This window comes from Pseudofulvibacter geojedonensis, from assembly GCF_042675745.1.
Classification (GTDB): domain Bacteria; phylum Bacteroidota; class Bacteroidia; order Flavobacteriales; family Flavobacteriaceae; genus Pseudofulvibacter; species Pseudofulvibacter geojedonensis.
In genome coordinates this window covers 175,428-188,779 of record NZ_JBHTJM010000002.1, presented here as the reverse complement: position 1 = coordinate 188,779, position 13,352 = coordinate 175,428, and the positions used below count along the sequence as shown (strand labels likewise).

13 protein-coding genes are annotated in these 13,352 nt (G+C 31.0%); 6 read left to right on the top strand and 7 right to left on the bottom strand.

From position 1 onward, the window contains the following. The first annotated feature begins 13 nt into the window (after positions 1-13). Both ACFQ1O_RS01590 and ACFQ1O_RS01585 read left to right on the top strand, forming a co-directional pair. Positions 14-178, top strand: a complete 165-nt coding sequence (locus ACFQ1O_RS01590) for a hypothetical protein (protein WP_377712616.1) — start codon at positions 14-16, stop codon at positions 176-178. Between the two features lie 26 nt (positions 179-204). Next, positions 205-408, top strand: coding sequence for a DUF4279 domain-containing protein (locus ACFQ1O_RS01585; protein ID WP_377713212.1), 204 nt, complete (start codon positions 205-207; stop codon positions 406-408). Positions 409-434: 26 nt separating this feature from the next. Here the strand turns inward: ACFQ1O_RS01585 and recQ are convergent, their stop codons facing one another. Together recQ and ACFQ1O_RS01575 are read right to left on the bottom strand one after the other, a co-directional pair. Then, positions 435-2,546 (bottom strand): DNA helicase RecQ, encoded by a 2,112-nt coding sequence (recQ, locus tag ACFQ1O_RS01580; RefSeq protein ID WP_377712614.1) that lies wholly within the window; start codon positions 2,544-2,546, stop codon positions 435-437. A gap of 33 nt (positions 2,547-2,579) precedes the next feature. Continuing rightward, positions 2,580-3,395 (bottom strand): DUF1853 family protein, encoded by an 816-nt coding sequence (locus tag ACFQ1O_RS01575; RefSeq protein WP_377712612.1) that lies wholly within the window; start codon positions 3,393-3,395, stop codon positions 2,580-2,582. Between the two features lie 170 nt (positions 3,396-3,565). Between ACFQ1O_RS01575 and ACFQ1O_RS01570 the strand changes: the two genes are divergently transcribed. Continuing rightward, positions 3,566-5,116 (top strand): DEAD/DEAH box helicase, encoded by a 1,551-nt coding sequence (locus ACFQ1O_RS01570; protein ID WP_377712610.1) that lies wholly within the window; start codon positions 3,566-3,568, stop codon positions 5,114-5,116. 87 nt (positions 5,117-5,203) lie between these two features. Here ACFQ1O_RS01570 and ACFQ1O_RS01565 read toward each other — a convergent pair whose 3' ends face one another. Together ACFQ1O_RS01565 and rlmF are read right to left on the bottom strand one after the other, a co-directional pair. Continuing rightward, entirely contained in the window at positions 5,204-7,174 is a 1,971-nt protein-coding gene (locus tag ACFQ1O_RS01565) for a GTP-binding protein (protein ID WP_377712608.1), read from the bottom strand. A gap of 1 nt (position 7,175) precedes the next feature. Then, positions 7,176-8,030: a 23S rRNA (adenine(1618)-N(6))-methyltransferase RlmF gene (gene rlmF, locus ACFQ1O_RS01560; protein ID WP_377712606.1), complete on the bottom strand. Its 855-nt coding sequence runs from the start codon at positions 8,028-8,030 to the stop codon at positions 7,176-7,178. Positions 8,031-8,150: 120 nt separating this feature from the next. Here rlmF and ACFQ1O_RS01555 point away from each other — a divergent pair, with 120 nt between their 5' ends. After that, positions 8,151-8,939 (top strand): tRNA pseudouridine synthase A, encoded by a 789-nt coding sequence (locus ACFQ1O_RS01555; RefSeq protein ID WP_377713210.1) that lies wholly within the window; start codon positions 8,151-8,153, stop codon positions 8,937-8,939. A 51-nt stretch (positions 8,940-8,990) separates the two neighbouring features. Here ACFQ1O_RS01555 and ACFQ1O_RS01550 read toward each other — a convergent pair whose 3' ends face one another. Further along, positions 8,991-9,125 carry a hypothetical protein gene (locus ACFQ1O_RS01550; protein WP_377712604.1) on the bottom strand — a complete coding sequence of 45 codons (135 nt, stop codon included), beginning with the start codon at positions 9,123-9,125 and terminating at the stop codon, positions 8,991-8,993. Between the two features lie 108 nt (positions 9,126-9,233). Here ACFQ1O_RS01550 and ACFQ1O_RS01545 point away from each other — a divergent pair, with 108 nt between their 5' ends. Next, positions 9,234-9,968 carry a DUF2461 domain-containing protein gene (locus ACFQ1O_RS01545; protein ID WP_377712602.1) on the top strand — a complete coding sequence of 245 codons (735 nt, stop codon included), beginning with the start codon at positions 9,234-9,236 and terminating at the stop codon, positions 9,966-9,968. A gap of 3 nt (positions 9,969-9,971) precedes the next feature. Here ACFQ1O_RS01545 and ACFQ1O_RS01540 read toward each other — a convergent pair whose 3' ends face one another. After that, positions 9,972-10,394: a glyoxalase gene (locus ACFQ1O_RS01540; protein WP_377712600.1), complete on the bottom strand. Its 423-nt coding sequence runs from the start codon at positions 10,392-10,394 to the stop codon at positions 9,972-9,974. A 148-nt stretch (positions 10,395-10,542) separates the two neighbouring features. Then, entirely contained in the window at positions 10,543-11,580 is a 1,038-nt protein-coding gene (locus tag ACFQ1O_RS01535) for a TlpA family protein disulfide reductase (protein WP_377712598.1), read from the bottom strand. Positions 11,581-11,770: 190 nt separating this feature from the next. Between ACFQ1O_RS01535 and hutH the strand changes: the two genes are divergently transcribed. Further along, positions 11,771-13,276 (top strand): histidine ammonia-lyase, encoded by a 1,506-nt coding sequence (hutH, locus tag ACFQ1O_RS01530; protein ID WP_377712596.1) that lies wholly within the window; start codon positions 11,771-11,773, stop codon positions 13,274-13,276. Positions 13,277-13,352 lie beyond the last annotated feature (76 nt).

The window sequence follows — 13,352 nt, the reverse complement described above, 5'->3', positions numbered from 1 at the left end:
TTTTAGAGTGAATATGGGGTTGGAAAATATAAATATTGAATGTAATAGTTACGTTTATTTTTCTTTTGATGCAGAATATTTTGATGTAGTAACAGAATTAATGGGAGTAAAACCAACTTCGTTTAAGATAAAGAGAGAACCCGTTCCAAAATTTACGACATGGGAATATAAAATTTAAGCAGGTATTGACATTGATTTGAAAAAATACTTGGAGAGTTAATTGATTTTCTAGAACCTAAAATAAAGGTGATTAATCATTTAAAAGAGAAATATCTATTAGCAACAAGAATTCAATTTGTAATAGATATTAATGCAAATTCAGATTCTTCAACTCCGTTTTTCGGACTAAATAAAAATGCTGTTAGTTTTTTATATAAAACAGGAACTGAAGTTGATTATGATTTATAAACATGATGTAGTTAGAAGTCAAATAATTAACTTTCAACCTCAATAACAGTTAATGCTAATCTAATAGTAGCGTAACTTACTTTTTCTTCAAAATGTTCAAAATACACCTTTAAACCTTCTGGATTTTCGAGAGCTTGCTTTGCTTTTCTAATTTGTTCAACCTCTTCTTTACTAATAAACTGGTAGATATCTATATCTTTTCCTTCACTATATAATTTGGCTATATGAGAAAAAATAGTGGTATCCTTTAAATCTCTTTTTAAAGCAATTTCTTCTATAGTTAATCCTTCTTGGTAGAGTTCGTAGGTAACTAAAGAGGTATCTTTCTTTTTAGGTTTTTTCTTCTTTTCTTCTAAAAATGTTCTAATGACGTCTATAAATTCTGCTCCATATACTTCTAGTTTGCGTTGTCCAACTCCGCTAATAGCTAAGAAAGCTTCATCAGATAGGGGTCTTTCTTGTTCTATTTCTCTTAATGTAGCGTCATTAAAAATTAGATATGCAGGTATATTTTCTTCAAGAGAAATATTGTATCGCAATTTGCGTAATAGCTCGAATAAAGAATCTTTAGTCTTTTTAGATTTTTTAGTGATTTTATCTGTAACATTTCTAGAAATCTCTACAGGTTTACTCAATAAAACTTGCTCTTTTTCGAACAATACTTTTTTAGAAAAATCAGTTAATTGCAAAGCATTATGTTTATGAAAAGCAATTTCTAAATACCCTTGGTTAATAAGTTGAATAATGTAATGTTGCCAGTCTTTCCATGAAGTATCGGCACCCATACCATAGGTTTTAATATGATTATAACCTCTATCTATAACGGTAGCGTTTTTAGCGCCTCTTAAAACGTCTATAACTATACCAACAGCTTCTTTTTCTTGAAGTCTTGTAACAGCAGATAAAGCTTTTTGCGCTATTATGGTTCCGTCTATAAATTGAGGTGGGTTTTCGCATACATCACAATTGCCACAATTTTCTTCTTTCAGTTCTCCAAAATAACTCAATAAGATTTTTCTTCTGCATGTAGTTGCTTCAGTAAATTGTTTCATTCTATCTAGCTTGGCAATTTGTACTTCTTCATTAGTACTACCATCTATAAATTTTCGTAGCTGTATTACATCTGCATAACTGTGAAAAAGCAAAGCTTTTGCATTTAAGCCATCCCTACCAGAACGTCCAATTTCCTGATAATAGCCTTCTATATTTTTGGGCATGTTATAATGAACAACCCATCGTACATTAGATTTGTCTATTCCCATTCCAAAAGCAATAGTAGCACAAATGATAGGTGTTTTATCAAAGATAAATTCTTCTTGTATACTACTTCTCTCATTAAAATTCAGCCCAGCATGATAGGCTTTTGCACTGATTCCATTCTGTTGTAATTTACTTGCTATTTGTTCGGTAGTTTTTCTGCTCAAGCAGTAAATAATTCCAGATTCATTTGGGTGTTGTTCAATAAAGTCAATTACTTGATTAATTCTGTCATTAGCGGGTCTAACTTCTAAATGAATATTCTTTCTGTCAAAAGAACTAATAAATTGTTTTGCCTCAGAGATGTTTAATTGGTTTAAGATATCATCTCTAGTAGCTTTATCGGCAGTAGCTGTTAAAGCTATAATAGGTATTTTGGGTAGTTGGTTCTTTAAAAAACCTAGTTGTTGGTAAGAAGGTCTAAAGTCATGTCCCCAAGAAGAAATACAATGTGCTTCATCTATAGCGATGCAACTAACATTTTCTTCATTTATTACGGTACTTAAATAGCTTAAACTTTCTGGAGCAACATAAACTAGTTTTAGTTTTTTATCGGCTATATTTTCTAAAATAGTATTTCTTTCAGCGTCAGCTAAACTGCTATTTACATATGCTGCTGGTATTCCGTTTGCATTTAAGCCATCAACCTGATCTTTCATCAATGCTATTAACGGAGATATAACTAAAGTTACTCCATTTAGCAACAGAGCAGGAAGCTGAAAACAAATAGATTTACCACCACCTGTGGGCATAATTACTAAACTATCACTTCCAGATAATACATTTTGTATAATAGCTTCTTGCTGACTTCGAAAGCTATCATAACCAAAATATTTTTTTAAGGTAGGAATTAATAGTTTTTGTACTTCTGGCGTAATCATGTGGTTAAATTAGAGTATCAAAAGTAAGTAATTCTACCACCAAACAACAAAGAATTTTAAAAGTTCACCATTAGTTTTTTTCATCCAGCACATTGGAGATTTTTGTTTTGATAGATGGGACTCAACTTCTGCGTTAAATGTTTCAAAATTTATCCAGTTAATATGTTGGTGAGGTATAATTAACCAATCTACTTTTTTAGGGATATAAAATTTTGCAGAATGGTAATCATTCAATTCCTCAATTCTTGCATAAAAACCAATAATACAATCATTGTTTAGTTTTTTAAAACGTATGTTTGGTTGGTTTATAGGAAGAAAAACCTGAGCTTTAAAATAAACCCTTTGTTTGAAGCTTGTAGCTAAATAGCCAAGCTTGTCGAGTACAGGTTTAGTTTCAGGTCTGAATAATAGAGGAAGTTGTTTTTGTTGAAGTTTTACTAATTTTTCTACTAACGAATCTTTTCTGTTTGGACCAATTAAATGGTCTAATTCAGTATTACCTACAGAATCATCGTAGAGGTAAAACTTATAAACAACTTCTATATGTGTAGGGGTATCATTATGCATTAAAAGGCAGTCTAATTCACCAACAGTAATTTTATTATGATTAATTTGAATATTCTCTTGAAGAATATCAATGTCTTTGTTTTGTTGAAGTAAGTGAGAAGTAAATCTTTCTACTCTTTTTCCTAACATTAAATTCTGAGGAATATTTATAGATACAGATGAAGTAAATTCAGTTGCTATATCCAACTGTTTTAAATTATAAATTGCTTCATTGTTCCATAATAATGGAGTTAGGGCAAACCCTTGATATTGTTGTGGTATGTTTTTTGAAATTATTGTCATAAATAAGCAAGAAAGAGCTGTTTTTTGGAAACATTTCTCGTTGCTAAAATAGGCAATATGATGATTTAGAAGAGTTATTTATAAGCATTTAGTAGATAATTTCTTTAAAATAATTCGTTATAAACCCTAGAAAGAACGTATTTTTGCAAACCCTTAATCCACTAAATACTATGTCGGAAACAGCTTTAGAGCAAGAAGAAAGAAAAGTAGGAAAACAATTATATAGCTATCAAAAAGGAGCTATTAATAAGATATTTAAGTGTTTTGAAGAAGCAAAACCAGATTATCATTTATTGTATCAATTGCCTACAGGTGGAGGAAAAACCGTTATTTTCTCTGAAATAGTAAGACAATATATTAAGCATCATAAAAAGCGAGTGTTGGTAATGACACATCGTATCGAATTGTGTAAGCAAACATCTGGTATGCTTACTGAGTTTGGTGTTAAAAATAAAGTCGTAGACAGTAAGGCTAACTTAGATGATCAAGCAGATTATACTTGTTTTGTTGCCATGGTTGAAACCTTAAACAATCGTTTGAATGACAATAAGCTTGATATATCTGATATTGGATTAGTTATTATAGATGAGGCGCATTATAACTCATTTACCAAATTATTTAAGTTTTTTGAAAAGTCATTCGTACTTGGAGTTACAGCAACACCGTTAAGTTCTAATATTAAATTACCTATGACCGATAATTACGATGAGTTAATTGTTGGAGAAACTATAGAATCTTTAATACAAAACGAGTTTTTAGCTCGAGCAGAAACTTTTTCGTATAATGTTGGTCTAACATCTTTAGTAGTAGGAGCTAACGGAGATTATACTGTTAAATCGTCAGAAGATTTATATACCAATACCGATATGTTAGGTAAACTTTTACAAGCTTATGAAGAGCGTTGTAAAGGAAAGAAAACTCTAATATTTAATAATGGTATCAATACTTCATTACATGTATATGATACATTTAGAGCAGCAGGTTATCCTGTAGCCCATCTAGATAATACCAATACAAAAAAAGAAAGAGAGAAAATATTAAAATGGTTTAAAGAAACTCCTGATGCTATTTTAACATCGGTAAGTATCTTAACTACTGGTTTCGATGAACCTTCTGTAGAATCTATTATATTAAATAGAGCAACAAAATCATTAACTCTATACTATCAGATGATAGGTAGGGGGTCACGTATATTTACAAAGAAAAATACGTTTACAGTAGTAGATTTAGGAAATAACTTCCATCGTTTTGGACCTTGGGGAGCAGATATCGATTGGCAGAAAATATTTAGATCGCCTAATTATTACTTAGAGAATTTATTGAGCGACGAAGAATTAGAAAGTAATTTTAGGTATGAAATGCCAGCTGATTTGCGAGCTGAATTTGCTGCATCTGAAGAGGTTTACTTTAATATAAAAGAAGCTTATATTCATTCGGTTAGGGCAGGAGAATCATCTAAAGTAGTTTTAGAGCGTTCTATAGAACATCATGCTAAAATTTGTATTGAAAATAGTGAAGATGTTTATGATGCTTTAGACTTATCTAAAAAGTTAGGAGACGATATAGACCACAGAATACAACGTTATACAAAGTGTATTAGTAAAAGTACTTACAATTTTGTTGATTGGTTAAAAGACGATTATCGTAAAAAATTAAGAGCATACCTGCGTGAAAATTTTGATGAAAAATTTGAAGAAATTCACGGTAGACCAGCTGAGTAATAAATATAAGTGCTGAGTAATTAGTATTTAGATATAGTATATATTAAACCTCCTTTTTGGGAGGTTTTTTTGTTATATTGAAAGTAATCAAATTTTCCTTTCATCCGCTTTATAAGCTCCACGTCTGTGTAATATCCATTGGGCTTCGTCTAACGGATTTACGCCTTTATATTCTCTAACTTTTCCTTCTCCTTCTGGACAGGTTTGGTAACCGTTAAAAGTAGTTCGCAAGCGTATTTTACCACTACATATAGTGTTGAGTTTAATACTTAAGTCTAATGAAGTAGCTACTGGAATCGTACCGCTTAGTTCTACCTTATCATTTTCAAAAGTAGGGGAATTAAGGGTAGCTCTCCTTGTTATTAATTCTGAACTCAATTTCCCTAAAAACTCTTCATGGGTTTTAATTTGATAATTTAATACAGGCTCTAACAAATGAGTTCCTCCTTCTTGTAAACCTTTCATAATTCCCATTGGTGTAGCTAAGTTAAAATCGCCAGGTCTAGAATGTACATTATGATCTTCACCTTTAATTAGAGTGATTTTAACATCGGTAACTTCCCATCCTAATAAACCTTGTTCTAAAGCTTTGGGTATGGTTTTAGCTATTTCGTTTTGGTATTTATTATGAATATCATTTTTAGAAACTATAGATTCATAAATTACTCCAGAATTGAGTTTTCCAGGTTCAATTAAAAAAGTCATAATAGCCCAGCAAGGTTTAGGCATCCAGTACCTAATATACCCTTCGGCAGATTTGCTAATGGTTTCTTTGTAAACAATCTGTGGCTCGGTTATTTGTACATGAATAGAAAAGCGTTGTTCTAGTGTATGGCTTATAACTTCTGTTTGCATATCACCCATTAAAAGTAATAACAGTTCTTTCTCTTCTTTATGCCACTTAAATTGTAAACTAGGATCTTCTCTATCTATTATTTGTAGAGCTTGAGCTAAAGAATTATAATCAGATGCATTTTTTGGCGTAACCTGCACACTAAGTACTGGTATAGCTAGTTCGGGTAGTTGAGGTATTCCTAAAGGATTTCCTAGAATATCTCCAGCTTTAGTTCCTAAAACACCGGTTATAATCCCGATATCTCCAGCTTTAATAGTTGAATCTATAAATTTAGTTCCTTCTATTTTTTTGCTTTGATTTATCTTGGCTTCTAGCTTTTGAGTATGATTTTTAATAACCGATTTAGACTGCAATTCACCAGAAAAAACCTTCACATAGGCCATTATTCCGTTTACTGGATCATGTTCTAGTTTGAAGACATAGGCAGATAAATCTGTTAAGTTATTTTGCTTATTAACGATGTATTCAGTAATTCCATCAAGTAATTCAGTTACACCCGTATTGTTTTTTGCTATCCCAACATAAGTAGGAACTATTAGCTGATTATTGGTTTGGTTTTTTATAGCATCTAAAAGACTAGTTTTAGATATCTCATCACCATTTAAGTACTGTTCTAATAAAGCTTCATCTTGAGAGATAAGTTCTTCTAAATATTCATTATTTTCAAGATTGTTTATTGTAGGATAAATACTAACGTTTTCTAAGCCCTCATTTTTGCTTTTGTTTATTGAAAGTGTAGATAAACCGAGTTCTTTTTTTATCTGTTGTAAAACTGTTTCAGAATCCGCACCTTGTCTATCTATTTTATTAATGAAAATTAATAAAGGAATTTTTAGCTCTTTAATAGCTTCCGCTAGGGTTAATGTATGAGCCTGTACACCTTCTACAGCAGAGACAACTAGCACAACAGCATCTAAGACACATAAGCTCCTCGCTACTTCGCTTGAAAAATCAATATGACCTGGAGTGTCTATTAAATTTATTTTTGTGTTATTCCAGATAAATGATGTAGCTGCAGATTTAATAGAGATTCCTCTTTCCCTTTCTAATTCTAGATTATCTGTAGCAGTAGATCCTTTATCTACACTACCAAGGTTTCTAATAACCCCAGCATTATAAAGCATGTGCTCTGTAAGGGTGGTTTTACCAGCATCTACATGAGCTAAAATACCAATGGTTACAATTTTTGAATGCTGTTCCATATTAATTAAATTGCCAAGCGATAAAACGTGTTTTTTTGTTGCCTTGTTCCATTTCAATAGTTTTATGATTTGCTTGTAATTTATTAAGCTGCTTGTATATTTTTGGTAAGTTATTTACTTTAGAAACCAAACAGGTAAACCAGTTAACTTGATTTTTAAATTCCACACTTTGTTTAATCATTCTTTTAATGAATAGGGCTTCGCCACCGTTGCACCAAAGTTCATTAGCTTGCCCACCAAAGTTGTAATTTGTTTTTTTATTCAATCCTAAGTTTTTTGTTTTCTCTTTATTCGCTTTTAGAGCCTTTTCTTCAGATTCAAAAAAAGGAGGATTGCACAAAGTAAAATCATAATATTCATTTGACTGAATTATACCTTTAAAAATATTAGCGTTATTTGTTTGGTGTATTATATTTATATAATTAGACAAGTATGGGGTTGCAGCAACATTTTGTTTAGCTGTAATTACAGCGGTTTCATTAATATCAGATCCTACCATAAACCAACTGTAAATTTGGGCTCCTAAAATAGAATAAATACAATTAGCTCCTACGCCAATATCTAACCCATTTACTTCTTTCTTTTTATCTGAATCAATTAAATCTGCTATATAATGAATGTAATCAGCTCTAGAAGGTATTGGAGGACATAAGTATCCCTTAGGTATGTTCCAATCATAAATATTATAATGAGTTTTTAGAATAGCTTTGTTTAAGTGAAAAACGGCATTGGAATCTGAAAAATGAATAGTTTGATTACCATGTTCATTAATAAAAACAAATTCATTTAAGTCAGGATGCTTTTCGCAAAGCAATTCAAAATTATAAGGCTGGTGATGTATATTTTTCGGATGCAAGTATTAGATTTTTGGTAAAGATAATTTTTTAAGAAGAAGTTGAAATGGAAAATGAATTTGAAATTGAAAATAACTCAGTTATCATAAGGTTTTTGATAATTATTATATAGTTTTGATTTCATTATGCATAAGAGGAAATATTACATTATAAAAATTCAATACTTAGGGTTTCGTTTTCACGGTTGGCAAAAACAGCCAGACGTAAATACGGTTCAGAGAATGGTAGAAAGGACTTTAGCTTATGTATTAGGTCATAAAAAGTTTAAAACATTGGCAGCGGGGAGGACGGATGCAAAAGTATCTGCAAACCAAGCTTTTATTGAAATGTTTTTAGATGAAGAAGCTTTAATATTAGAAGACTTCTTACCTCTTTTTAACTTAAACTTACCTCAAGATATTAGGGCTATTTCTATTGAAGAAACAGATGAAAAGTTTAATATCATACAAGCTCCTAAACTTAAAGAATATTTGTATTTATTTTCTTTTGGAGAAAAAAAGCACCCTTTTTCAGCTCCTTTTATGGTAAATTTTCCTGAAGAGTTAGACATTGAATTAATGAAACAAGGAGCTCAATTATTTGAAGGAAGGCATAATTTTAGAAATTATACCTATAAACCCACACCAACTACAGATACTTTTGGGGAAATTAAAGTGTGTGAGATTGTAAAGAATGATGTGTATACAGCTAATTTTTTTCCAGAGAAAAGTTATTTGTTAAGAGTAGTAGGAGAGGGGTTTAAAAGAAACCAAATTAGAATAATGATGGCTAAGCTAATTTCTTTGGGTAGAGGAGAGTTTGATATTGACTTTATAAAGGAATCTTTAGCCACACCAGAAAAAGCTGTGGGTATAACCCATATTGCTCCAGCATCAGGATTGATACTACACGCAGTTAATTTTGTAAAATAAAAAAGTCCGATTGATGAGGTCGGACTTAACTAATTTAATTTAAGAGGAATATTAGTGGGCAAAATGCCTTCTTTTATTCCAAATTTGAATTCTTGACTGTCTGAAGTCTACAGAACCTTTTCTGCTTTTAAATTGATTTTCGTTGATTCCGTAGAAAAATTCTAAAAAATTAATAATTGCTTTCATGATATTTGATTTTTTAATTGATGTACTTATATGACGCTGTAGGAGCTTGTTTGTTACTGCTATTTGTTTTTTTAAGATTATTTTAACTAAACACCCCTTTTTTAACAAATGTTTGTTGTTTTTATAATTAGTACTTTAGCAATGCTAAAAACCAATAAACCTATGGAGCCTATAAATTCTGATTTGCTACAATTTTTAAACGAGTTAAAGAAAAACAATAACAGAGAATGGTTTGCTGATCGAAAATCAATTTTTGACATACATAATAGAGAAGCAAAAGCCTTTTTTGCAGGTGTAGAAGAACGATTAAAAGAAACAGACGATATAGAATCACATAAATTAATGCGTATTTATAGAGATGTACGTTTTTCAAAAGACAAGACCCCTTATAAAGCTCGTTTTGCTGGAAGTTTTAAAAGAGCAACAGAACACTTAAGGGGAGGATACTTTTTAAATATTGAACCAGGAAATACGATGGTTGGTGGAGGGTTTTATGGTCCGAATCCAGCAGATTTGTTGCGTATTAGAAAAGAGTTCGAAATGGATGCTACAGAAATTAATGAAATTATTTCTGATAAAAAATTCAAAGAAATTTTTCCGAAAGGATTAGAAGGTGATGGTGTAAAAACAGCTCCTAAAGGTTTCTCTAAAGATAGTGAAGCAATTGTATTAATTAGAAAAAAACAATTTTATGCTATGCGATCATTTACAGATAATGAAGTACTGTCAAAAACTTTTGTTGATGAAGTGATAGACACTTTTGTAACACTTCGCCCATTTTTTAATTACATGAGCGAAGTATTAACAACTAATTTAAATGGGGAGTCTATAATTACTGAATAAGTTTTATCCAGCTTTATGTAAAGGGGGATTCTCGTTATCTAAAAGTAACACGTTATCTTTTAACCGTTCTATAACAATTTGCATCATTCGTTTGTTAAGAGCAGATGAATTTTGAATATATTGTTTGTATTCAGGCACAGTAAAAGCACCAATAATCATTCCTTTTAATGAATTACGAAACTTCATATCTCTTTGTATAGCATTTTCTATATAAACCATTTTTTTATCAATGCTTAGGCTATAAAAAACACATTTGTGTTTTTTAGCATAGTTTTTAAAAGCTTCAATTAATAAATCACTCTGAAACTTAATCGCTGGTCGAATACTAGTGTTCTGAAAGCGTTCTTCATCTCTCATATTATCTGATAAACTTGCAGTTTCAATTCCCAAACGAATCTTTAATAAATCATCAGTTCTGTTATCCATAATCATTACTGTATTGGTTTATAAAAAGTTACGGTTTTATATGCCTCTTAACACTTAGAGGGTTTTATACTTATTAACGAAGTTGTGAACAAAAAAACGATTACCACTTAGGATAATCGTTTTATAGGTTTTTATTTAAAAGATTTTTTTAAATTCCTTGTGCAGCAAATAACTCCTTTAATTTAGGACTAGATGGTCTAGGTGCATCTGCATCTACAATATTTCCATTTGGATCTATTAAAATAAAACGTGGAATAGAGTTAATTCCGTAAGCAGTTGCAAAATCAGACTGAAAAGCTTTATCTGCATATAATTGCAAACCAGTCATTTCTTTATCTGCTATCATCTTTTTCCAACCTTCTTTAGCAGCAGCTTCAGCAGCCTCTTTACTATCAGCTTTATAACCTCTACCATTGTCTAAAGATATGCTAACAAATTCAATGTTTTTTCCGTGAAATTCTTTCTCTACCTCTTTTAAGAAAGGTATTTCTTTTTTACAAGGTCCGCACCAAGTAGCCCATGCATCAATGTATACATATTTACCTTTTAAGTCAGATAAAGAAGTTGTTCCACCTTTGTAGTTTTCATAGTTTTCAAATGCTGGAGAAGGTTTTCCTTTCATATCTGCCAATTTAGCTTTAGCAGACAACATTTGACCGTATTGCGCCACCATTTGTTCAATTTTTTTATTTTCTTGAACTTTTGTAAGGCTATCTAAACTTGTTGTTTTGTCTAATAAGGCTTTAGAGTCTGCTTGAAATTTCTTCATTAAACTAGGAACATCGCTTAAATCTTCTTGATCAAAAAGAGCTATTTCTAACCTTGTAGCATCAGAAAAATAGTTGTTACTTTCTGCTCCTTTTCCGGTAAACTTAATACTTTTATCAAACTCTTTGGTATCTAAAGTCATATCCATATGCGCTCCCTTTTTTACATAAATTGCAGCATATTCATTCCCGTCGTTAATATAGTACTGTCCTTCATCTAGACGCAAAGTATCAGCAAATTTACCATTCTCATCAACATTTATATCCTTTACAGGACCTTTGCGGGTTAAAACTGTTAATTTATCACTATTAGGATTTGTAATAGTACCTGTAAAAAGTGTATAATCTACAGGTTTGGTCTCTTCTTTTTTGCAAGAAACGATTGCTAGTGCCGCTAAAGCGAAAACAATTTTTTTCATTGTATTTGATTTGTTTTTATAGTTGATACCTTAATATGATAAAAAGATAGTTAACTTTTTAACTAAATAAAAAAGGTATTTATCAGGGGCTCTAAATTAATAAGAAAAAAATCAAATTTTGTTAATTAAATATAATTTGTTTGGATATTATTATAGCAATGTTGAATTTTGACCCCCTAAAGAAAGAAAAATGATACATAGCATAAGCACCGATCGCTTAACCATAGATATTATACAAGACATTATAGTTCAAAAGAAGACTTTACAGTTATCTGATGAGGTAATAGCAAATGTAAAGAGATGTAGGACTTACCTTGATGAAAAAATGGAAAAAGAATCAACTCCAATTTATGGAATTAATACTGGTTTTGGATCTTTGTGTAATGTAAAAATATCTAATGATAACTTAACGAAGTTGCAAGAGAACTTAGTAATGTCTCATGCTTGTGGAACTGGAGAAAGAGTGCCTAACGATATTGTTAAATTAATGTTGTTACTAAAAATACAAAGTTTAGGTTATGGTCACTCTGGTGTTCAGTTAGAAACTATTGAACGTTTAGTTGAAATGTACAATAAAAATATACTACCAGTAGTATATACTCAAGGCTCACTAGGTGCTTCAGGAGATTTAGCTCCTCTAGCTCATGTAGCTTTGGTCTTAATAGGAGAGGGAAGTGTAGTTTTTAACGATAGAGAAATTACAACTCAAGAGTTGTATAAAGAACTGGGTTGGTCTAAAATATTATTGCAATCTAAAGAAGGTTTAGCTTTGTTAAATGGAACTCAGTTTATGAGTGCTTATGGAGTAAGCAATTTAATTAAGGCTTATAAATTATCTTATTTTGCCGACGCAATTGGAACCGTTTCACTAGAAGGTTTTGACGGTAATAAATCTCCGTTTTTAGCTCATTCACATATTATTCGTCCACATAACGGACAGTTACACACAGCAGAGCGAATAAGTTCGTTTTTAGAAGGAAGTGAGCTAATTGAGCAAAATACCAAAGCTGTTCAAGATCCATATTCATTTAGATGTATGCCCCAAGTTCATGGAGCTTCTAAAGATACTTTAAACTTTGTTAGAAAAACTTTTGAAACAGAAATTAATTCAGTTACAGACAACCCTAATATTTTTATAGAAGAAGATATGATTATCTCTGCAGGTAATTTTCATGGTCAACCATTAGCATTAGGGTTAGATTTTTTAGCTATTGCGGTTGCGGAGTTGGGAAGTATTTCTGAAAGACGTACTTACCAATTAATATCAGGTTTAAGAAATTTACCAGCATTTTTAGTGAATGATCCTGGGTTGAATTCAGGATTTATGATACCTCAATATACTGCTGCTAGTATAGCTAGTATTAATAAGCAATTATGTTCTCCATCGAGTGTAGATTCAATCGTTTCTAGTAACGGACAAGAAGATCATGTAAGTATGGGAGCAAACGGAGCGGTAAAATGTAAAACAGTAATTGATAATGTAGAGAGAATCTTAGCGATTGAACTTTTAAATGCTACTCAAGCAATTGAATTTAGAAGGCCGCTAAAATCATCAGATTTTATTGAGAGTTTCATAACATCTTATAGAAAAGAAGTTCCTTTTGTAGAGGAAGATAGATTATTGCATAATGATATTCAAAACTCAGTTTTGTTTTTACAAAATATGATTTTAGATAATGAAGTAATGTTTAATTAACTTTAAGCTAATAGAATTATAAGGCCTGCTTGGTATACTAAGCAGGCTTTTTTAGTTATATTTAAGTGGTAATTAT